This is a genomic window from Virgibacillus sp. DJP39, from assembly GCF_049310925.1.
Classification (GTDB): Bacteria; Bacillota; Bacilli; order Bacillales; family Amphibacillaceae; genus Virgibacillus_F.
This window is the reverse complement of record NZ_JBMERP010000038.1, coordinates 1-22,224: the sequence shown is the minus strand read 5'-3', so window position 1 is coordinate 22,224 and position 22,224 is coordinate 1. Positions and strand designations below refer to the sequence as shown.

The 22,224-nt window shown below is 39.1% G+C and carries 15 protein-coding genes and 2 other annotated features (1 of these 17 only partly in view); of the genes, 10 read left to right on the top strand and 5 right to left on the bottom strand.

The genetic code is table 11. The features are described 5' to 3' along the window. Positions 1 to 102: a binding site (T-box leader), on the top strand; it begins 134 nt to the left of the window's first position. A gap of 36 nt (positions 103 to 138) precedes the next feature. Continuing rightward, positions 139 to 360 (top strand) — a binding site (T-box leader). Positions 361 to 413: 53 nt separating this feature from the next. The 8 genes from ACOI1D_RS12930 (at position 414) to ACOI1D_RS12895 (ending at position 12,748) form a co-directional block, all read left to right on the top strand. Further along, on the top strand, positions 414 to 1,505 hold the full coding sequence (locus ACOI1D_RS12930) for a carbamoyl phosphate synthase small subunit (RefSeq protein ID WP_422501707.1): 1,092 nt from the start codon (positions 414 to 416) through the stop codon (positions 1,503 to 1,505). Further along, on the top strand, positions 1,489 to 4,716 hold the full coding sequence (carB, locus tag ACOI1D_RS12925) for a carbamoyl-phosphate synthase (glutamine-hydrolyzing) large subunit (protein ID WP_422501706.1): 3,228 nt from the start codon (positions 1,489 to 1,491) through the stop codon (positions 4,714 to 4,716). Before ACOI1D_RS12930 ends, carB begins: the two co-directional genes overlap by 17 nt. A gap of 390 nt (positions 4,717 to 5,106) precedes the next feature. Beyond that, positions 5,107 to 6,078 (top strand): ornithine carbamoyltransferase, encoded by a 972-nt coding sequence (gene argF, locus ACOI1D_RS12920; protein ID WP_422501705.1) that lies wholly within the window; start codon positions 5,107 to 5,109, stop codon positions 6,076 to 6,078. A gap of 28 nt (positions 6,079 to 6,106) precedes the next feature. Next, positions 6,107 to 7,342, top strand: coding sequence for an argininosuccinate synthase (locus ACOI1D_RS12915; protein WP_422501704.1), 1,236 nt, complete (start codon positions 6,107 to 6,109; stop codon positions 7,340 to 7,342). Between the two features lie 24 nt (positions 7,343 to 7,366). Further along, the gene (gene argH / locus ACOI1D_RS12910) at positions 7,367 to 8,737 is read left to right on the top strand and encodes an argininosuccinate lyase (protein WP_422501703.1); all 1,371 of its coding nucleotides are present in this window, start codon (positions 7,367 to 7,369) and stop codon (positions 8,735 to 8,737) included. A gap of 152 nt (positions 8,738 to 8,889) precedes the next feature. After that, positions 8,890 to 11,121 carry a bifunctional 2',3'-cyclic-nucleotide 2'-phosphodiesterase/3'-nucleotidase gene (locus tag ACOI1D_RS12905; RefSeq protein ID WP_422501702.1) on the top strand — a complete coding sequence of 744 codons (2,232 nt, stop codon included), beginning with the start codon at positions 8,890 to 8,892 and terminating at the stop codon, positions 11,119 to 11,121. 119 nt (positions 11,122 to 11,240) lie between these two features. Continuing rightward, positions 11,241 to 11,999 carry a GNAT family N-acetyltransferase gene (locus tag ACOI1D_RS12900; RefSeq protein WP_422501701.1) on the top strand — a complete coding sequence of 253 codons (759 nt, stop codon included), beginning with the start codon at positions 11,241 to 11,243 and terminating at the stop codon, positions 11,997 to 11,999. 23 nt (positions 12,000 to 12,022) lie between these two features. Next, positions 12,023 to 12,748 carry an EcsC family protein gene (locus tag ACOI1D_RS12895; RefSeq protein ID WP_422501700.1) on the top strand — a complete coding sequence of 242 codons (726 nt, stop codon included), beginning with the start codon at positions 12,023 to 12,025 and terminating at the stop codon, positions 12,746 to 12,748. A 36-nt stretch (positions 12,749 to 12,784) separates the two neighbouring features. Here the strand turns inward: ACOI1D_RS12895 and ACOI1D_RS12890 are convergent, their stop codons facing one another. Continuing rightward, positions 12,785 to 13,537, bottom strand: a complete 753-nt coding sequence (locus ACOI1D_RS12890; protein WP_422501699.1) for an exodeoxyribonuclease III — start codon at positions 13,535 to 13,537, stop codon at positions 12,785 to 12,787. A 133-nt stretch (positions 13,538 to 13,670) separates the two neighbouring features. Here ACOI1D_RS12890 and ACOI1D_RS12885 point away from each other — a divergent pair, with 133 nt between their 5' ends. Continuing rightward, the gene (locus ACOI1D_RS12885; protein WP_422501698.1) at positions 13,671 to 15,749 is read left to right on the top strand and encodes an ABC transporter permease subunit; all 2,079 of its coding nucleotides are present in this window, start codon (positions 13,671 to 13,673) and stop codon (positions 15,747 to 15,749) included. A gap of 319 nt (positions 15,750 to 16,068) precedes the next feature. On the opposite strand, the gene ACOI1D_RS12880 is transcribed toward ACOI1D_RS12885, so the two are convergent. From ACOI1D_RS12880 to ACOI1D_RS12870, 3 genes are all read right to left on the bottom strand, one after another. Then, positions 16,069 to 16,839 (bottom strand): TerC family protein, encoded by a 771-nt coding sequence (locus ACOI1D_RS12880; RefSeq protein WP_422501697.1) that lies wholly within the window; start codon positions 16,837 to 16,839, stop codon positions 16,069 to 16,071. 256 nt (positions 16,840 to 17,095) lie between these two features. Beyond that, a complete protein-coding gene (locus tag ACOI1D_RS12875; protein ID WP_422501696.1) occupies positions 17,096 to 17,653 on the bottom strand; it encodes an AAA family ATPase in 558 nt (185 codons plus the stop codon). 16 nt (positions 17,654 to 17,669) lie between these two features. After that, complete coding sequence (locus tag ACOI1D_RS12870) at positions 17,670 to 18,890, bottom strand: MDR family MFS transporter (RefSeq protein ID WP_422501695.1); 1,221 nt, start codon at positions 18,888 to 18,890, stop codon at positions 17,670 to 17,672. Positions 18,891 to 19,392: 502 nt separating this feature from the next. Between ACOI1D_RS12870 and ACOI1D_RS12865 the strand changes: the two genes are divergently transcribed. Beyond that, positions 19,393 to 21,114 carry an ABC transporter substrate-binding protein gene (locus ACOI1D_RS12865; RefSeq protein ID WP_422501694.1) on the top strand — a complete coding sequence of 574 codons (1,722 nt, stop codon included), beginning with the start codon at positions 19,393 to 19,395 and terminating at the stop codon, positions 21,112 to 21,114. A gap of 48 nt (positions 21,115 to 21,162) precedes the next feature. On the opposite strand, the gene ACOI1D_RS12860 is transcribed toward ACOI1D_RS12865, so the two are convergent. Beyond that, entirely contained in the window at positions 21,163 to 22,080 is a 918-nt protein-coding gene (locus ACOI1D_RS12860) for an aldo/keto reductase (protein WP_422501693.1), read from the bottom strand. Positions 22,081 to 22,224 lie beyond the last annotated feature (144 nt).

Genomic DNA, 22,224 nt, shown 5'->3' with positions numbered 1-22,224 from the left:
TAGAGCTAATCGGATCGCCTCCGTTAAAAGGGTCAAGCAGGTTTCGCAGTGAAATGCGGAATAACTAGAGTGGTACCGCGGATGCAAACGTTCGTCTCTTATTTTAATAAGTGACGGGCGTTTTTTGTTTACCTATAAATAAAATCAATGATGAAGAGAGTAATGACATGTAACTGCAATAGCGAGCCGGGGTGGTGGAAGCCGGTGCCAAGACATGTTATGAACCGCACTTCGTAGATGTTAGTTTGAACAATTAGTAGGACTAACCGGGTTGCCACCGTTATCAGGCCAAAGCCGGTTCCGTAATTTCGGAACAACAAGAGTGGCACCGCGGGTGATAGATTCACGCTCGTCTCTTTCTACGGAGACGGGCGTTTTTTTAAACTCAATTTTTATTAGGGAGGGACTTTTGGATGGAAACAGGTTATTTAATTTTAGAAACTGGGGATATTTTTGAAGGAATAATGATTGGTAAAAACACCGGATCTACAGGGGAAGTGGTCTTTAACACAAGTATGACTGGATATCAGGAGATTTTAACAGACCCCTCATACGCTGGTCAGATCATCACATTTTGTTATCCACTGATTGGGAATTATGGGATTAACAGCCTTGACAATGAAAGTATCAGCCCACACTTATCTGGAGTGGTTATCAGTGACCTTTGTATAACACCCAGTCATTATTTAGCAACAACATCGTTTGCTGAGCATCTAACAAATGCCGGTATTCCCTGCATTGCAGGTGTGGATACGCGAGCTATTGTGAAGAAGATTCGTAATAACGGAACGATGCGAGGTGTCATTTCTAAAACACCGCATAAATCGGTTCCAACGCGGCTGCATGAGTCTAGTTTTGGCACATCTTTAATTAATAAAGTTTCAACGAAAACCATTAAGGAGCACGCTGGTTCGGGTCCACATATTGCTTTGGTCGATTATGGCTACAAAAAATCGATGTTGCATGCGTTGCTCAAGGCTGGCTGCAGAGTATCAGTCGTCCCTTTCACAACTACATTTTCAGATTTAAAATCCTTGAAGCCAGATGGCGTAATGTTCAGCAACGGACCTGGAGATCCAATGACGCTTGCATCAATGTTTCCGGAAATTAAAAAAATAACAGAGCATATTCCTTCACTCGGAATATGTTTAGGGCATCAAGTCATTGCGTTAGCGTATGGCGCTACTACCAACAAGTTACTTTTTGGACATCGTGGTGGAAATCATCCTGTTAAGGAAATAGCGAGTGGAAAAGTTTGGATTACACCACAAAACCACGGTTATGTCGTAACAGAAAACAGTATTAATGAGGAAATATTTAGCGTGACATATCGTAACGTGAATGATCATTCAATAGAGGGACTCAAACATAAGAAACTGCCAATTGAAACCGTCCAATTTCATCCGGAAGGACATCCAGGACCTTCTGATACAGAGCATATTTTCAAAGGGTTTTTAGATAATGTTAAACAGTCGGGAGGAATTAAATATGCCACTGCGACATGATATTCATAAAGTTTTGGTTATTGGGTCAGGGCCGATTGTTATTGGGCAGGCTGCTGAATTTGACTACGCTGGTACACAAAGCTGTCTCGCATTAAAAGAGGAAAATATTGAAGTTGTGTTAATTAATAATAATCCAGCAACAATTATGACGGATGAAAAGGTAGCTGACAGGATTTATATTGAGCCGCTCACCTCCGAAACAATTGAAGCGATTATTAAAAAAGAGAAGCCTGATGGAGTTATAGCAACTCTTGGCGGACAAACGGGTCTGAATTTAGCGGTTGAACTATATGAAAAGAATATCCTTCAAAAATATAATGTGGAGCTTTTAGGCACCTCGGTTGATTCCATTCAAGGGGCGGAAGACAGAGAGAAGTTCCGGCAATTGATGATTGATATTGAGGAGCCAATTCCAGAGTCGAAAATTATTCATACCTTTGATGAAGGTGATCAATTTGTCCAGGAGGTTGGATATCCAGTTATCATACGGCCAGCTTATACATTAGGAGGTTCGGGTGGAGGCTTTGCAGCTAATAAAGAAGAACTCGAAATGGTTCTAAAGCGGGGGCTGAATCTTAGCCCAATCCATCAGGTGTTAATAGAAAAAAGCATTAAGGGATGGAAAGAAATTGAATATGAAGTAATGCGTGATGCAAACGACACCTGTCTAATTGTGTGCAATATGGAAAACATGGATCCAGTGGGTGTTCATACTGGAGATTCAATCGTAGTTGCACCATCCCAAACGCTTACAGATGTTCAGTATCAAATGCTCAGAAATGCGTCGCTGAAAATAATCCGGGCTTTAAAAATAATTGGTGGTTGTAATATTCAATTTGCGCTTGATCCACATTCTGAAAACTATGTAATCATCGAAGTCAATCCAAGGGTTAGTCGTTCTTCAGCTCTTGCGTCAAAAGCAACTGGCTATCCAATTGCGGGGATCGCAACGAAATGTGCAATTGGCTACAATTTGGATGAGATCCTTAATCCAATCACAGGAACTACTTTTGCCTCCTTTGAACCGGCGCTGGATTATATAGTAGTCAAACTGCCACGCTTTCCATTTGATAAGTTTCCGGAAGCCGATCGTAAACTCGGAACTCAAATGAAAGCAACAGGTGAGGTGATGGCGATTGATCGAACATTTGAAGGAGCTTTGAACAAAGGAATTCGCTCATTGGAAAGTGGTGTTTCAAGTCTTCGTTTACCTGCTTTTCAGAAAGCAACCAAAGAAACACTTGTCGACAATATGGTAAACGCCACGGATTTACGATTATTCGCAGTTGCGGAATTGTTCCGGCGTAGTATGACGATTGAAGAAGTGAATAACTATACAGCAATTGACAGATGGTTTTTACACAAAATTAAAGGGATTGTTGAGCTAGAGGAAAGATTGGCAGAGTTTAGTTGGGGAGATGTACCTGTTTCCCTTTTAAAACAGGCGAAACAACTAAATATTAGTGATCGATTAATAAGTCAAACGTACCACGTTCAGGAAAAAGACGTGAGGGAAAAATGGAAGGTCTTAGGAATTAGACCTGGGTATAAATTGGTTGATACCTGTGCTGGGGAATTTGAAGCCAAGACTCCTTATTATTATTCGACATGGGCGGGTGAAGACGAAGCAGAGGTAAGTCAAAACAAAAAGATTCTAGTTATTGGCTCTGGACCAATTCGGATTGGTCAGGGAATCGAGTTTGACTATTGCTCCGTTCAAGCGGCTTTAGCAGTAAAGCAAATGGGTTATGAAGCAATTGTTATTAATAATAATCCAGAAACAGTCAGTACAGATTATTCTATTGCCGATCGTCTTTATTTTGAACCACTCGCTTTAGAAGATATCTTACATGTTGCAGAAAAAGAGGCGATTTCAGGGGCTCTTATTCAATTTGGCGGGCAAACAGCTATTAATCTAGCCAAATCGTTGCAAAACGAGGGGATACCTATTTTAGGAACTACAGCTCAGTCAATCGATCAGTTGGAGGACCGGCAGTATTTCTACGACACATTAAAACAGTTAAACATCCCGCATATCCAGGGTGAAACAGTAAGTAACAATGATGCGTTACGGAACGCGGGCGGGCAACTAGGATTTCCAATACTTGTAAGGCCCTCCTATGTAATAGGTGGTCAGTCGATGTTCATCTTCTACAATTCAATCGAACTTGAACGCTATATTAATTCAGAAGATGGGGTTAATGACAAAGCATGGCCATTATTAGTCGACCGGTATATGCCCGGTATCGAATGTGAGATAGATGCCATTAGTGACGGTAAAGACGTATTAATTCCTGGGATTTTTGAACACATCGAAAAAGCAGGTGTTCATTCAGGTGACAGTACAGCGGTATTTCCTTCCTTCTCATTGTCAGAAGGTGTGAAAACAGCCATCGTAGATTATACCAACCGAATCTGTGCACACCTGGAAATTACGGGCTTAATGAATATTCAATTTGTGATAGTAGGTGAGTTGGTGTATGTGCTGGAGGTTAATCCAAGATCATCACGTACTGTTCCAATTATAAGCAAGATAACAGGAGTTGGAATGGTTGAGACGGCTGTTGCTGTACAACTGGGTAAGAGCTTGGAACAACAGGGAAAAGGTACTGGACTTTTGCGTGAACCTAACTTTTATTCCGTAAAAGCACCAGTCTTTTCCGCAACAAAAATGAAAGATGTCGACTTTGTACTGGGACCAGAAATGAAATCGACTGGGGAATTATTAGGTATCGGGACATCTCTGGAAGCGGCGCTTGAGAAGGCGATGTTTCCAGATGGAAAGAATCCATTCCAGCTTACAAATGAAAAACCTGTCATATTCTGTTCCATGTCAAACCGGGAGAAACCAGGTAGCGTAGAACTAATCAACGTATTAGCTAGTAGAGGCTTTGAAATTATAGCTACAACGCAAACTGCAGCTTTTTATCAAAACCAGGGAATATCTGTAGCACGAGTTATGGATCAGACAGTTCCCATAAAAGAACTGTTAGCCGGTGGGAGTGTTGCGGCAGTCTTAAATAGCCCTACCCAAGGGCGTAATCAGGATTCTTTTGGATTTAGTTTAAGGGAGCTCGCCGTAAGGTACAATGTGCCAGTGTACACTTGCCTTGACACAGTAAAGGTTGCCTTAAAACTACCAGAAACTACGAGTGATCCAGACGTACTGACACTTGCTGAATACCGGGAAAGACAAAAAATAATCAATTAAATAGGCTCTTTTCATACGTTTTGTTGCTATTAAAACTTCACAGTTGATGAGAACTGTGACGTAGTGAAAATTTTTTCGACGCCGTTTCGGCAGAATTCCATATTTTCATGGACTTTTCCCCCCTTGAAAAGAAAGCTATCTAAGCTACGGAAAAATGCGAGACTCCAGTGGGAAAGGAACAGTCTGAAGACCCCGCAGTGAGCGGTTTTCGCTCCGAGGAGGCTGAAGCGTTCCCCACGGAAAGCGAGTGTTTTCCCGTAGCGCTGGATCAACACCAATCTAATAAGGAGTGATAGAAAACAACCCAGCACATACGTCGTAGTCTATAGGCTCTATGTTAAAACCAATAATCTTTTTAAGAAACAGCCATTAAATAAAGGAGTGTTACTTATGGTAAACAGTGCGAGTCAAGTTAAGCAAGGGCCATTTGAATTAAAAGGAAAAGATTTTATCACAATGGCAGACTTTGACCAGAAAGACATTTTCTTCTTACTTGACCAGGCAGTTGAAATGAAAAATCTGCAAAAGAAAGGGATACCCCACCCTTATTTAAACGGGAAAGTCCTTGGAATGATATTTGAAAAGTCATCGACCCGTACGAGAGTATCTTTTGAGGTTGGCATGCTGCAGCTTGGAGGCCAGGCAATCTTTTTAAGTGCAAACGATATTCAACTGGGCCGCGGAGAATCAGTTGGCGATACAGCTAAAGTTTTATCAAGATATGTTGACGGTCTTATGATTCGGACATTTGCTCATGAATCAATCGAACAATTTGCTCAAAACGCAGATGTTCCTGTCATTAATGGACTGACTGATTTGCATCACCCCACTCAAGTGCTGGCAGATTTATTAACTATTTACGAGCATAAGGGCAGGTTAACCGGACTGAAGATGTGTTATATCGGGGACGGAAACAATAATATGTGTCATTCACTGATGGAAGGTGCTGCAAGTGTCGGGATGCATCTATCAATGGCAAGTCCAAGTGGTTATGGGCCAAATCAGACTATTCTTGAAAAAGCGAAGCAACTAGGTCAAGCTAATGGTAGTACGATAATTTATACAAATTCACCTGAAGAAGCAATTGAACAAGCTGATATTGTAGTAACGGATGTCTGGACCAGTATGGGGCAAGAGGCCGAACAGAAGAAACGACTGCAGGCATTTGAATCATTTCAAGTTAATGCAAAGCTGTGTTCACGTGCTATGAAGGACTTTATCTTTCTTCATTGTCTACCAGTGCACCGGGGTGAAGAAGTAACGGCAGATATTATCGATGGACCTCATTCAGTTGTTTTTGATGAGGCAGAGAATCGGTTGCATGCACAAAAAGCAATCTTGAAAACTTTAATGAAATACTAAAATTAATAATGAAAAGGAGAGATTTAACATGGCAAAAGAGAAAATTGTTTTAGCATACTCAGGAGGATTAGACACATCCGTATCTGTGAAGTGGATTCAGGAAAAATATGATTATGATGTTATTGCGTTAGGGCTGGATATTGGAGAAGGAAAAGATGCAGATGAAATTAAAAAGAAGGCATTGGATGTTGGGGCAATAAAATCAATAGCAATCGATGCAAAAGAGTTGCTTGCGAATGACTATATTCTGCCAGCATTAAAAGCAAATGCGCTATATGAAGGGAAATATCCACTTTCATCCGCACTATCACGGCCATTAATTTCCAAGCTGTTGGTGGAAGTAGCCGAGCAGGAAGGTGCTGTAGCCGTTGCTCACGGATGTACAGGAAAAGGAAATGACCAGGTTAGATTTGAGGTTTCGATTCAAGCTTTAAATCCAAGTCTAAAAGTGGTAGCTCCAGTGCGTGAATGGGGTATGACAAGAGACGAAGAAATTGCTTATGCAACGGAGAAAGGGATTCCTATTCCAGTTAATCTTGATAATCCTTTTTCAATTGATGCAAATATATGGGGGCGTGCCTGTGAAGCAGGAGTTCTCGAAAATCCTTGGATAGAGGCCCCAGAAGCTGCCTATGACTGGACAAATCCAATCCACCTCACACCAGATGAAGCTGAATATCTGGAGATTACATTTGTTCAAGGTGTTCCTGTTGCAATAAATGATGAGGAACTGCCAATTGTGGAATTAATAGAAAAACTAAATGAACTAGGAGGAGTTCATGGTGTTGGACGGATCGATCACATTGAGAACCGTTTAGTAGGGATTAAGTCCAGAGAGGTTTATGAAAACCCAGGTGCATTAATTTTAATTAATGCTCATAAAGAATTGGAGTTCCTTACATTAGCACGTGAAGTTTCACAGTTCAAAACAACAATCGACCAGCAAATGTCTAAAATCATTTATGATGGCCTTTGGTATTCTCCAATCAGACCTGCTCTTGATGCTTTTATTAATGAGACACAAAAGGTGGTTTCGGGTAAGGTGCGGGTAAAACTTCATAAAGGATCACATGTTGTTGTTGGTCGTCAATCAGAAAATAGTCTTTACAACGAAGAACTGGCAACCTATGCGCAAGGGGATGCATTTGATCATAATGCGGCAGTTGGCTTTATTAAATTATGGGGACTTTCAACCAAGGTTTATTCCGAGGTTCATAAAAATGAAAGCAAATCTAAAAGTGGCGAGACAGCAAAGCTTAAGTAGATAGTAAAAGAAAGGGGTGGTATTATGGCCAAACTATGGGGTGGACGTTTTACAAAAGATACAAATAAACTTGTTGATGAATTCACAGCTTCTATATCGTTTGATCAAAAGCTAGCATTCGAGGACATACAAGGCAGTCTTGCACACGTACAAATGCTCGGTGAATGCGACATTATTACGACGGATGAGGCTGAAACGATTCAGGCGGGACTTGAGAAAATCCTAGAGAAACTTAAAAATGGTGAAGTGGAATTTTTGGTTGAACATGAAGATATCCATATGAATCTGGAAAATTTACTGATTGAGGAAATTGGTCCTGTAGCTGGTAAGCTTCATACTGGGAGGAGCAGGAATGACCAGGTTGCAACAGATATGCATCTTTATCTTCGTAACAAGACAAAGACAATTATTGAACTAATTGAGAAGGCACAGGGTGCGATCATCGGTCAGGCAAAAGATAATATTGAAACAATCCTGCCTGGTTATACGCACTTACAACGTGCCCAGCCAGTTTCTTTTGCACACCATATACTTGCTTATTTTTGGATGTTGGAGAGAGATAAGGAAAGATTAGAGGATAGCTTAAAACGAATTAACATCTTACCATTGGGAGCAGGTGCCCTTGCAGGTACAACCTTCCCAATTGACAGGACGCGTGTCGCGGAGTTGTTGGAATTTGATTCTGTTTATCCAAATAGCATGGATGCAGTTAGTGATCGAGACTTTATTCTTGAGTTTTTATCAACGGCATCCATCCTGATGGTGCATCTTTCAAGACTATCTGAGGAATTGGTCATCTGGAGCAGTCAGGAATTTCAGTTTATTGAGCTGGATGATTCTTTTTGCACAGGTTCAAGTATCATGCCACAGAAAAAGAATCCGGATGTCCCTGAATTGTTAAGGGGTAAAACCGGACGTGTATTTGGTGACTTGGTAGGCCTTTTAACTGTGCTGAAGGGACTGCCCTTAGCCTATAATAAAGATTTACAGGAAGATAAAGAGGGTATGTTTGATACAGTTGATACATTAGAAGGATCACTTACATTACTTGCACCAATGTTAGAAACAATGACTGTTAACCATAAGAAAATGCGTAGCGCAGTAACCCACGATTATTCAAATGCTACAGATATTGCTGATTATTTAGCTACAAAGGGTTTACCATTTCGACAAGCACATGAAGTGATTGGCAAGATTGTACTGCATGCAATTGAAAACGGAAAATACTTATTAGATTTGGAGATGGAGGAATACAAAAAGTTTAGCACCTTGTTTGAAGAAGATGTCTATGACTATTTGGAACCTGAACATGTGGTTGGGGCACGAAAAAGTGAAGGTGGAACAGCTCCAGATCAAATTAAACAACAGCTGGAACTAGCTGAAGGGAAGTTATAGTTAGAATTTGAGCCTATACCAAAAGTGGTGTAGGCTCATTTAGTTTTCGTAATCAGTTCATTTGCACCCTGCCATTTATACTATTTAAAAAAGTGTATTAATCGAGTAGTCTATAGTTAGGAATTTAACCAAATTTTGAAAGGGGTTACACAATGAAAAAAGGAAGAATTGGAAGAGTATCTTTTGTTGCGCTGCTTGCGTTACTAATGGTTGTTCCGTTTAGTGGTGTCAACACTTCAAACGCTGAAACGACTGAGGGCAGTGTTGTCAACTTGAGACTGATGGAAACGACTGATATTCATGTAAATCTAGTAAATTATGACTATTATAAGGACGAGTCTACGAGTGAATACGGCCTTGCAATGACTGCAACGCTTATTAAACAAGCACGCAGTGAAGCAGGTAATACCATGTTGTTTGACAATGGAGACCTGATTCAGGGAAATCCACTTGGAGATTATGTTGCACAGAACGGACTTGAAGAGGGGGAAGTTCATCCTGTCTATAAGGCAATGAACCTGTTGGATTACGCCTCTGGAAATATTGGAAACCATGAATTCAACTATGGTATTGATTATTTAAAAGAAGCAATAGACGATGCTAACTTTCCGTATATCAATGCGAATGTTTATTATGACGATGGTGACACTGATCCCACAAATGATAAGCATTTTTTTGAACCCTATAAAATCTTTAAAAAGCAAGTTGTAGACATGAACGGTGTTACTCAAAATGTTGATGTTGGGGTGATAGGTTTTGTACCACCTCAAATTATGCAATGGGATAAAACAAACCTTGAAGGAAAAGTAATTACTAAGGGCATTTATGAAACTGCTAATAAATATGTACCTATAATGAAAGAACAAGGTGCTGATATTATTGTAGCAATCCCACATTCTGGTCTTGGTTCAGTAGAGCTGCAGGAACGTGAAGAAAATGCTACGTACAACCTTACCGAGGTAGAGGGTATTGACGCAGTTATGTTTGGACATGCTCATGAAGTTTTCCCTAGTGAGTCGTTTGCCGGAATACCTGGTGTTAATTTAGAAAAGGGTACTATTAATGGAGTTGCTGCTGTTGAAGCGGGCTTCTGGGGAAACCACCTAGGAATCATTGATCTGAAACTGGAAAAGTCCGGTGAAGATTGGAACATTATTGATTCCAGCTCCGAAGCAAGGGCGATTTACGATGAAAGTACTGGGGAGGCACTTGTCGAACCAGACGAGGAAATTATGGAGGTGATCGCGGAGGACCACCAGGCAACACTTGAATATATTCGTTCAACAGTCGGTGAAACGACAGCTCCAATTTATAGTTACTTTGCGCTTGTGAAAGACGATCCATCAGTACAAATCGTTTCTAATGCACAAAAATGGTATACAGAAAATGCAGTTAAAGGAACAGAATATGAAGGACTGCCGATATTGTCGGCGGCTGCACCATTTAAAGCTGGTGGGCGAGGTGGAGCCAATTATTACACATATATTCCAGAAGGACCGATTGCCATCAAAAACGTTTCAGACCTTTATGTTTACCCAAACACTTTAAAGGTTGTTAAATTAACAGGCAATCAAATTCAAGATTGGCTTGAAATGTCTGCTGGGCAATTTAATGAAGTTGATTCAAATGATACAGAACAACAATCATTCGTTGACAATGACTTTGCAACCTATAACTTTGATGTTATTGATGGAGTCACTTACCAGGTAGATGTTACTGAACCATCAAAATATAGTAATGATGGCGAACTAATCAATCCAGATGCACAACGGATTGTAAACTTACAATACAATGGGGAGCCTATAGCAGGTGAACAGGAGTTTCTTGTAGCAACTAACAACTACCGGGCAGGTGGAGGCGGTAACTTCCCTCACTTAGACGGAAGTCAGATTGTTCTTTCTCCACAGATACAAAACAGACAAGTAGTAATCCAGTATATACAGCAAAATGGAACGATTGATCCATCGGCTGATAATAACTGGACATTTGCACCAATTGACGGCAACCCTGAACTAACATTCCAGTCGTCCCCGGATGCACAACAATTTGTTGAAGAGGACGGAATTATCTCGTACATCGGTGAAGGAACAGATGGTTTTGCTGAATATGGTATTGATTTATCAGAACCTGTAACGCTTGCCTCTGTTCAACAGGATGTAGCTGATTTTGTTACAGCGGGAGAAATTGATCATCCGTTAGCTGTCAAACTTTCAAATAAACTAAGCCAGGCAGAGTATCACTTTAACAAAGGTCATGAAAAACAAGGTATTAAAAAGCTCGAGGGCTTCTTGAAACATTTAAATAAAAAGTCGATGGCTAAGTTTATCACAACAGATGCCAAAGAAACCTTAAATAATGACGTTAGTGAACTGATTAACGAATGAGGTAAAACAAATTTAATTAACTATACAAAACCACACGCTATCGATTACTATTAAAGTATCGGGCGTGTGGTTTTTTGAATAAAAGAGAGATAAATAGAAGTTAACTGGGGAGAATTCTTATGAATAAAATAACGTTTGAAAACATTTATACACTTGGTCACAATATCTTTGAAAATGATCTGTACAAACATTTTCACTATCCGGAAATGTTAGTGCGGTATGACAGTAATTTTATTGAATTTAAAGAAATACCATCATTAACAGATTTTAAAGATGCTGAGTTTTTTTTAAGAGATTTCCATGTAAGTAAAGGTCAAAAACATGTAAAGTTTTATTTTCCTGATAATGAAAAACCTACTGAGGCACTAGTGAAGTATTTGAAGGGTTCCGGTTATGATTTTGGCCATATGGAGCTGTATGTTATACAACCAAGACATTTTCCATCTGTAGACCCCCACCAGGATATAGAGGTTCGAGATGTTACTGTTGATAATTTTGAGACGTATTTAACACTCCAGTATCAGCAGGATAGTAAGTTTGGAGAAGAGTTTGCAAAAGGGAAAGTCAACCTGTATAAGCAAAATTTGACCGATCCTAATTTTCACCAGATCATGGCATATTTCAAAGGGGTGCCGGCTGGATCAGTAGAAATTATTATTGCTGAGGATACGGCAGAAATTGATGGGTTAGATGTCATGGAACAATTTCAGAAAAAAGGGATAGGCAGCCGACTGCAAAAATCAGTTATGGATAGCTTTCCTGACAAGACAGTGATTTTAGTTGCAGATGGTGATGATACACCAAGAGAGATGTATAAACGACAAGGATACACGTATCAAGGGTTTAAGTATGAAGCTCAAAAAATATACACTGATTAATTTTATTTAAAGGATGGACTAAAATGACCGAATATGAACGGAAAGTGAATAGGGATATAAAGGATTGGAAAGAAAAAATTTTGAAACAGTCCAGTCTTTTTAACCGAATGTCAAAAAAGGTTCAAACAAGAATAAATGGGTTAATTCCTGAAAGGGTCCATAAAGTCGTAACAGAGAGCATAAAGAATATGGTGAAGGCTACATTATTCGGTTCAAATCTGACTACGAAAAAAATCCAATCAGAAGGAATGAGCTTATCAGAGCGTGATCATCTTGTTAAGGAAAAACTAACGAACTACAGAAAAACAGCTGTTGTTGAGGGTGCGGGAACTGGTGCAGGGGGTATTTTTCTCGGACTTGCCGATTTTCCTTTATTGTTATCGATCAAAATGAAGTTTCTATTTGATGCAGCATCGGTATATGGCTTTGATACACGACAATATGAGGAGCGGTTATTCATTCTGCATGTGTTTCAATTAGCCTTTTCCAATGATGAGAAACGCAAGGAAACTTTTTATATCATTGAGAACTGGGAGGAACAAAAAAAGACGCTGGTCGATATGGATTGGCAGGTATTTCAGCAGGAGTATCGGGACTATATTGACTTGATAAAAATGTTTCAATTAATTCCAGGTCTTGGGGCAATTGTAGGTGCCTATGCTAATTATAATCTGCTTGACCAATTAGGTGAGACAGCAATTAACGCATATCGAATGCGGCTATTAGGGGACAGTCCGCTCGTACAGTAATACTATACATGAGGGATAGCCCCCACTAGATTTTCCCTAAATCATCTCAAGTAAGATAGGACAGTGATCACTACCTAATATGTGCGCATGTATCTTAGAATCTTGTAATCTGTCAACCAGATTTTTGGAAACAATGAAGTAATCAATCCTCCATCCAATGTTTCTCTCCCGAACAGTTTTCATATAGGACCACCATGTATACAGCCCGTCTGTATTTGGATAAAAGTAACGAAGACTATCCACAAAGCCAGAATCAAGTAACTTTGTCATCCTCCCGCGTTCTTCTTTTGTAAATCCAGAATTGCCGTGATTCGTTTTGTGATTCCGCAAATCTATTTCATTGTGAGCAACATTTAAATCTCCACATAGAATCAGTGGCTTCAAACTGTCCAATTGTTTTAAGTGGTCATATAGTTCATCTTCCCATTGCAGGCGAACACCAAGTCTCTCCAAACTTCTTTGTGAATTTGGAGTATAGACATTTACCAAGTAGAATTCTTCAAATTCCATCGTTATAATTCGTCCTTCAGGGTGATCGTTATCTCCTCCTAACCCGTATTTAACAGATAGAGGTTTATGCTTAGTGAAAACTGCTGTGCCTGAATATCCTTTTCGAACAGCATAATTCCAATATTGGTAATAGCCATCTAAATCTAATTCTATTTGTCCCTCTTGCAATTTAATTTCCTGAACACAGAAAATATCTGCATCAACTTCATGAAAATAATCCAGAAATCCTTTTTTGACAGAAGCGCGTAACCCATTTACATTCCATGAAACTAGTTTCATTATACTTCCTCCTAACAGGGACAATCCCCATACAATTCTATCATAGGACATTTCCTATTGAATAAATTGTAAACAATAGTAATATTATAAAAAAACAGAAAAATCCGGCGTAACAAATCTTGGGGGTTAATCTATGCGGGTTTTAAAGCTCTTTCTCTTTTATTTGCTCGGTATTGTTGGAATACTGGCGGTTAGTATTCTTCCTGTGGCCGTTTATAGTAAAATATGGCATCCAGTTGCTTTTTTTGATTTGCTCTATCGATTTGCTGAACAATTATTTAATCCCCAAACATGGATGTATTCAGTACCATGGACGGTGAACGTGGTTAAAATTCCTTTACTTGAAGTACTTTGGGGACCTTATTTGTACTCAATGCAGATTTTATTAGCTGCTGTAGCCATTGGCTTATCTTTAGCATTTATCATGGCGTTAACAGCAAATTTTTCGCATAAACTTTTACTAAACCCGATCAAACGGTTACTCGACTTTCTGGAATCAGTACCGGACCTTGTGATTGCCATTTTGCTGCAAATGCTATCGGTTTATGTTTACAAAACATTTGCAGTCGACATTTTTAAGGTTGCAACAATTAGGGATGAGAAAGCTTATTTAGGACCAATTATAACGCTGTCAATACTTCCAATGGTATCTATGTTTAAAATATTGCTGCTTATGATAGAACAGGAGCTTCTAAAAGATTATGTGTCCTTTTTGCAAAGCAAAGGGATAAAGAAGTTTAGGATTATTACAAAGCATGTTTTAAAGAATATTATGCCAAGCTCCTTTCATCATATGAAGCTTATCATATGGGCAACATTATCCAGCCAGTTTGTAATTGAACGATTGTACAACATAAAAGGGTTATCATTCTATTTAGTAGAAAACCTTATACCAATTACGATAGCTATTTCACTTATAATGATCTTTACACCTTTTTACTTTTTCTTTCAAATTATCGACCTTTGGATAAATCCGGATGAACTGCATACATATTCAATTACAAGAAAACAACATTGGTGGAAAAAGTGGCAACCGGTTGAAATGAAGGGCTGGTTGAAGCGATCAGGCAGCAATATCCTTTATATGGTTAAAAAAGTAAATATAAAAAGATTAAGACCATGGCGGCCGATTATATCTATTGTCATAGTCATTGTAAAGCATTTAAAAAATTGGAAATTTGTTTTAGGATGTTTATATTTCATTTTTGTAATTAGCTACAGTGTTATCTATTCAGTTACGACAGATGAACATATCGAACAAATTAAACTCTTGTTTGCAGAGGACGGGTCATTCATAAGTGCACCACCACATGAACCTACAGAACCGTTTCTTCTTGGGTCTGATCAATTTGGTTACAGTATTTTAGACCAAATTGTTGTTGGCGCAAAATATACATTGATTTGTGGGTTAGTCATTGCTGTATTGCGTGTTGTTGGGGGATTAATGTTTGGAACTTTCTATGCATTTAAGTTAAACGCTAGAAGTCAGCAATGGATCAGTAAGATGGTTGACTCCATTCATTTTATCCCGTTAAGTGTGATAGCATATATCCTGCTAAAGATGATTATCTTTGGTACAACGAGTGGGTTTTCTTCTGATATTTCCGTACGGATTGGGGCAGAAGTTATTATATTGACCATTCTTGTTATTCCTCTTACCACTGTTTTAGTTGGGAAGGATATCAATCGCGTGTTACAGAATGAGTTTATTTTAAGTGCAAAGGTATTAGGGGGTAGTAAGTTTCATATCTTTTGGCGCCATGTAATACCACATATAGGTCCAAGAATGACGATTTTATTTGGCCAACAGTTTATTCAGGTACTTTTAATTCTTATCCACCTAGGTGTTTACAACATTTTTCTTGGTGGGACAGTTGTTGAGTCAGGTCTGATGAAAAGCCCTCCGAAATCAATCACATATGACTGGTCAGGATTAATTGCGACAAACAGGTATGCATTTCAATCAGGCAAGTTTTTCTTGTTAGCATGGGTTTTGCTTGCATTTATGCTATCAATCTTTGCGATGCAGCTCATTATCCAAGGGGTCAAGGAAGTACAGCAAGTGAAGGTTGGCGTTATTTTTAGACTCGGAAAAATAAAATCTGTTAAACATAAGAAACGACATAAGGAGCCAAAAAGAAGATTACAAGATAAAGAGTTTTCAAAGGAAGAGTTTCAGATGACTGAGCCAATTCGGCGATATCGGGAGTAACCATTAGAAAACTTGGCTTATCTCCAAGCCTTTATAGCCACTTTGTTGCACTTATACACAGTAAGAAAGGATTTATACTTTCTTAAAAGTAAAGAAAGAATAAAATTTAGCGTTTTTCTGTCTAGCTCCAGCGCCTAGTCCCTCGAGGTTTTAAGTCAACTCTCTTTGTGATAAAAACCATCACTAAGAGATTCGTCTTAAACTGGTAGGGGCTGAACAAGGCACCCTGAGCTTTTCTTAACTGCTAAAAAAGTCCTAACAAGAAGTATGTTAGGACTTTTTAGGCAGTAAAGAATAAACTTTCTTTCAAACCATTAGTTTAATCTTCTTTTTTAGTGCTATTTTTCCCTGATAGAAACCATCCACCAATTGCGATGGATAGAAGTACACCCCAAAAGAAGAGAGTCCATCCGGTACTATGTGGGAAGTCGTGCGGCAGTACGCCGACTTTATCATGTGAAAGCGTAATAATAGCCAATTTAACCCCGACCCAAGCAACAATCATGTATGCTACTGTTTCTAATCCAGGTCTAACTTCGAGAAGCTTAACGAACCAGGTCGCTGCAAATTTAATTAAAATCAGTCCAGCAATCCCGGCAAGCACGATAACTATAAATTTAGCTCCGTCCATTCCGCCGAATTCAGGAAGCGGAGAGTCCGGAAGAGCCAGTGCAAGTGCAACAGCTGCAAGAATAGAATCAATCGCAAATGCAAGATCGGCAAGACCAATCTTCGCTACAGTTGGCCAGAATCCTTTTCCAGCTGGTTCATTTTCTTTCTCGGCCTCTGTGTTACCTTTCTCTGAACCGAAATAAGTCACAATAATATGCTTAAGACCTAGATAAATGAGGTAGGCTGCCCCAATTGCTTGTACCTGCCATACCTGTGCTATAAACGAAATGGCGAAAAGAGCTCCAAACCTAAAGACAAATGCCCCTAAGATACCATAATTTATGGCGCGTTTCTTTTGGTCCTCCGGCAAGTGCTTAGCAATAACAGCCATAACAAGTGCGTTGTCAGCAGACAATAAACCTTCAAGACCAATTAATATTAATAATGTCCATCCATATTCTAACCAAATTGAGTCCAATTGTACTTCTCCTTCCTGGATATAAAAAAATAGAGGCCTCTACCAAATAACATGGTAAAGGCCCCTAAGAAAAATGTATAGACCTTTACCAAATTGGCAAAGGTCTTGCTAACAACACCGTAAGTTGCCAGTAATGCCGAGAGTGAACAAAATCACTCTGTAATGACGACAATACTGTTAAAGCTACTCCCCTTTGAAATCTATTAATAGTTAACCATTATCCTGTGTGTATGTCAAGAAGAATGTGCCGAGGAAGCTACAAATTAAATTCATCTTTGACCATTTGAGCTACTTCTCCTGCACTCAAATTTGTATTATTTATTTTGACATAATTTTTCCTGTCAATTTCACCTTCGATAGAATTTAACCTAAGGTCTTTCAACGAATCTAATAAATTCCGTTCTGATTGTTCGATGTTTCTCTTTGTTGGTTTATGTTCAAGCCTGTTAGGCGTTCTATTCCGTATTAGTCTTTCTTTCGTATCGGCTTCCAACTCAACAAAGTATACATCTGCCTTTTCGGAATTAAAGATAGCACACATTTTTTCTACAGCTTCCCAATCCTCTTTTTTATTGAACGCCCAGACATAGGTGAAAATCATTCCGTACGAATCACTTCTGGAAAATGTTTTAAATATCTCCTCCCGAAATAATGAAGATAAACGCCACATCTCAGGAGTAAATCCAAAAAACGGTTCAAGTAAATCAATGGTCATGTGATTATGAAAAAGTTTTAGGTCAGTAGTCCTTGCTAATTCCTGCCCAACAGTCATTTTTCCAACTGCTTGAGGACCAAATAATAATACAAATTTCATTTATAATCCTCCTTATTTATTTCTTTGCAGCTACCATTTCACCTATGTTTTTCCTGTTTTCTGCACGGTTTTTAATAGCCATTCCTGAGAATAGAATACCGATGACAACAAGAACTAAGTAACCTGCAGCCATCCAAATACCACCAACAATATTTCCCACAATCAGGCCCAAAGCTCCAAGCATTTTACCTAACTGGAATACTAAGCCATTAAAAGCCATATAGGAACCACGCCTTGTATCATCAACTATCTCTGCTAAGATAGACTGACGTGTTGGTACATACATGAGTTCGCCAATGGATAAGACAAATACAGCTACGAACATGGCTGGTATATTATTGCTAAATGCAAGAAAAGCATAGCCAATGCCAAATAGTATAAATCCAATATACATAATTGATCGTTCATTTTTCCCCCTTATCCATTTTGTAACAGATGCGGTCAGAAAAATGATCATCAATGTGTTTGCTACAGTCAATAGACTCAGCAATCTTATGCCATCTAGCTGAAAGGGAAAAATATGAAAAAGATCAATTGTACGTGGAATAATTTCCTGTTCCAACCTCACAGCAATATAGTTGTTCCGTTGAAACTCGATGGCAAGAATTGCAATACCGCCGATTGTAAAGGCTAAAAACGGCCAATCGGTCATTACAGTCTGATAACTTTTCAGCAAAGGCTTTATACCATAGCCCTGAGTGATTTGTCCTTCATTAGCCTGATAGGTTTCTTTAATTAAGACTGCCGTCATCCATAATGTAACTAGGCTCATCAAAATCAAGATTGCCAATAACTCAAAAAGGAATGCTTCGAAAAACCAACCACCCACGATAAGCCCGAGCATAAGAGACATGTTAACGGCCCAGTAATTTATCGCGTACATAAAAGCTCTTGTTTCTTTCGTACTAACATCAATCAACATTGCTTCAGCAGCAGGGTTAACAAGGCCTGAGGCTGCTCCAATTATAAGTAACATGGCAAACGTAGTCCAAGGTGACTGGAGCATTGGAGAGTTAGCAATAAGCATCCCGGTGAAAGCTGCAACTTTCAATATTTCTCCTGTAACCATCAATCGTTTTCGACCGATGATGTCCGCTAGATAACCACCATATAACCCAGTCAAAAATTGTACGACTACCTGTATCAATACCAGTACCCCAGCAACATATGCATTGATATGACTTGTAAAGTAAATGGCCATAAACGGAAATACCGCTGATCCGACTAACCTGCTCAAAAATATGTATAAATTCTAATACGTATATTAGGGTGTAAAGATTTAAACATGTGAATTCCTCCTAATAGATAGTATACGAGTTGAAAAAGGGGGTAAAAAGGGTATAATAAGTAAATTAATGTCCCCTTTTAGAGGAGATGAAAAAGTATAAAAAATTTGGCTTTGTTAAGCTTGCTTACAATAACAGCCACGTCCAGCTCCAACGCCCAGAGACTAGCGAGACTTCCCTCGCCTTCGTACGATAAGTCAACATCGGCTTCCTTCCTCAGAGGAGGGCCGACTAAAAGCGGACTTGCCGTCCAACGTCGGCATACCCCTGTTGCAGGGGTATGTTTCCTTTATCTCCTACGGCTCAGTCCAGTCCGTACGTCTCTACCCAGGGCGCTTGCGCTTTTGTTAGCAGGTAAGAAAGTATAAATCCTTTCTTACTGCATAAGTGCAACTAAGGCTTTCGCCATTAAGGCTTGGCGATAAGCCAAGTTTTCTAAGGAGGTTCCATGTAATGACTAATCGCTATTTTGCTATGCGGGCACATTTTTATGAACGTGAGCATGAAAAAGAATGTCAGTTTAAACTGGCTGAACTTGAAGAATTATGGTTTTGCTCAAGTAAGAACGTCAAAAGAATTCTTCATCAGTTCCAAGCTGAAGAAAAACTAAGCTATGTACCTGGAAAAGGGAGGGGAAATCGTTCTAAACTTATCTTTGTAAACGCCCTTCAATTTGAAGTAGAATGTTTTGTCAAGGAATGCCTTGAGCATGACAAGCTCGACCATGCTGCGCAACTTCTGAGACTGCCCATTCCAAAGGCCTGGATTGCCAAGGTGTCTTCAGATATCCGTAATTTGTTTGGGTATCAAAAAGATAAAACAACCAAGGATATTCTGCATTCACTTATTTCCAGGGAAATCACTACGCTTGATCCAATACAAACAGCAATAACTTTTGAATCGCATCTAATTGAGCAATTAGGTGATCCACTAGTAAAATATGATGCGGAGCAGGACTGTATTTTACCTCATATTGCCCATCATTATCAGCTTGATGAAACGCAAAAGGTATGGACATTTCACTTGCGTAAGGGTGTTTTGTTCCACCATCAAGAGCAGTTAACTAGTAGGGATGTTCAGGCGACAATCAACCGAGTAAAGAGTGGTCCTGCTTCCTATGCTTGGTTGGCAAACGAAATTGTTGAAGTTAAATGTGAAGGGATGTATAAAGTGGCTATCTATTTAAGTCAACCAAATCCATTCTTTCTTCGTTATCTAGCATCACCGAACTTCTGTATTTTGCCTGCTAATCTACCATTTAATGAATATGAATGGATTGGTACTGGCCCATTTTCGTTAAAAGAAAGAAGTCAGGATAAACTTGTATTAGAAGCATTTGATGGATATTTTAAAGAACGACCACTACTAGACGAGGTTCATTTTTATAAGGTTTCTTCAGAGGCGGCTAATTTGGTTAATTACACTATTGATCATGATACTTTAGCAGAACCAGTCGTAAAACAGGAAATTGAGACTGGATTTCGTTTTTTAGCATTTAATTTTAATCAGAGTACGATCGTTCAGCATCCAGCTTTCCGTCAAGCTATTTACCATCTACTGGATATGAATAAACTAGCTAAAGCCTTAAATTTTGATCAGTTGTTCGAGTCCAGCAGTTTTTCAGTAGAACGTTCTGTTTACCTAGAGAAAGATGCAAACCTAATCAAAGGGTTAATAAAGCAATCTGGTTACTGTGGGGAAGAACTCCATTTGTATCACCTTGGTTTCGATCGTGCTAGAAAAGAAGTGGGATGGTTCGCGGAGGAGGCAAAAAAATACGGTATAAATTTTGTTTTGCATACATTTGATTTCACTGATTTTTATAACAGGACGATGGATGATCATGCTGATTTAATCTTCATGGGCGAGGTGTCATCACTTGACCAGCATTTGTCTTTTTTTGGTGCATTCTACAATCGGACACTCTTGTTCAGGAGAATGTTCCCTACTGAAGATTTAGGTTGGATTGATCAAAAATTAGGAGAAACTAAAACGGGAAACGCCAAGACAAGAGAAGTGGTTTTTTCGGAGATTGAGCGACATATTCGAGAGCGTAACCTAATTATATTTCAATATCACCCCGTTAAAGAGAGAACGTTTCATCCGATGATAAAAGATGCAGCGTTCACATCCTTTGGCCATTTTGACTTTACAAAATTATGGATTCCAAGGTAATTAAAAAAGCATATGGAGCTGTGTAACCTGACTCCATATGCTAATAAGTTAAGGAAGTTCATTGCCAGCTGCACGATAGATTTCATACCATTCTTCTCTACTAAGCTCAACGTCGGATGCTTTCGCAATACCTTTAAGACGTTCCGGATTCATAGTACCAACAATTGGTTGGATCTTTGCAGGATGACGGAGAATCCATGCTACGGCTATAGCTGAATCAGTTACGCCTTTTTTTTCAGCGATTTCCTGTAGTGTTGTATTAAGCTTAGGGAATTTTTCATTTCCGACAAATACTCCTTCCATCATCCCATATTGGAAGGGAGACCATGCCTGGATCGTCATATCATTTAGTCTGCTGTAGTCTAAGACACTACCATCTCTAACTATAGCAGAATCATTTCCCATATTTACATTCATTCCAGCGTCAATCATGCTGGTATGCATGATACTGAATTGAAGTTGATTCACAATTAAATCCTGTTTTAGATACTTTTTTAACAGTTCAATTTGCATAGGGTTTTGATTACTGACACCGAACTGTCGAACTTTACCACTTTCTTTCAACATTGTGAATGCTTCGGCCACTTCCTCTGGTTCAACTAATGTATCTGGACGGTGAAGTAGCAGAATGTCAATGTAGTCTGTTTTCAAGCGCTCGAGGCTGCCATCAACAGATGCTAAAATATGGTCTTTGGAAAAATCAAAAGAGCCTTTTCGGATACCGCATTTTGTTTGCAATGTTATTTTATCACGGCTGTAAGAAGTCAATTCAATTGCTTCTGAAAAAACTTCTTCAGATTTTCCGTCTCCATAAATATCTGCATGGTCAAAGAAGTTTATCCCTGCATCCATTGAACTTTGAATTACCTTAGCAGCATCATTCTTTATGAGATCCTTCATCCGCATACATCCTAATCCTATATTAGGTACCTCTAATCCACTGTTTCCCAATGTCATCGTTTTCAAAAAAAACACTCCTTTTTAATAATCAATATATTAAGTTTAGCACTTTACTGTTGGATAGTAATTGTTAATGCCTTCACTCTTTCGTTCTGGCTATATTAGTTGTACCATAAAAGGAAAGTGTGAAAAGTGAAAGGGCGATAATAG

Bases quoted from the DNA above. Each gene is read 5' to 3' on its own strand.
- ACOI1D_RS12915 (WP_422501704.1), top strand. From the start codon at position 6,107: ATGGCAAAAGAGAAAATTGTTTTAGCATACTCAGGAGGATTAGACACA.
- ACOI1D_RS12900 (WP_422501701.1), top strand. From the start codon at position 11,241: ATGAATAAAATAACGTTTGAAAACATTTATACACTTGGTCACAATATC.
- ACOI1D_RS12890 (WP_422501699.1), bottom strand. From the start codon at position 13,537: ATGAAACTAGTTTCATGGAATGTAAATGGGTTACGCGCTTCTGTCAAA.
- carB (WP_422501706.1), top strand. From the start codon at position 1,489: ATGCCACTGCGACATGATATTCATAAAGTTTTGGTTATTGGGTCAGGG.
- ACOI1D_RS12930 (WP_422501707.1), top strand. From the start codon at position 414: ATGGAAACAGGTTATTTAATTTTAGAAACTGGGGATATTTTTGAAGGA.
- ACOI1D_RS12895 (WP_422501700.1), top strand. From the start codon at position 12,023: ATGACCGAATATGAACGGAAAGTGAATAGGGATATAAAGGATTGGAAA.
- ACOI1D_RS12885 (WP_422501698.1), top strand. From the start codon at position 13,671: ATGCGGGTTTTAAAGCTCTTTCTCTTTTATTTGCTCGGTATTGTTGGA.
- ACOI1D_RS12875 (WP_422501696.1), bottom strand. From the start codon at position 17,653: ATGAAATTTGTATTATTATTTGGTCCTCAAGCAGTTGGAAAAATGACT.
- argH (WP_422501703.1), top strand. From the start codon at position 7,367: ATGGCCAAACTATGGGGTGGACGTTTTACAAAAGATACAAATAAACTT.
- ACOI1D_RS12905 (WP_422501702.1), top strand. From the start codon at position 8,890: ATGAAAAAAGGAAGAATTGGAAGAGTATCTTTTGTTGCGCTGCTTGCG.
- ACOI1D_RS12865 (WP_422501694.1), top strand. From the start codon at position 19,393: ATGACTAATCGCTATTTTGCTATGCGGGCACATTTTTATGAACGTGAG.
- argF (WP_422501705.1), top strand. From the start codon at position 5,107: ATGGTAAACAGTGCGAGTCAAGTTAAGCAAGGGCCATTTGAATTAAAA.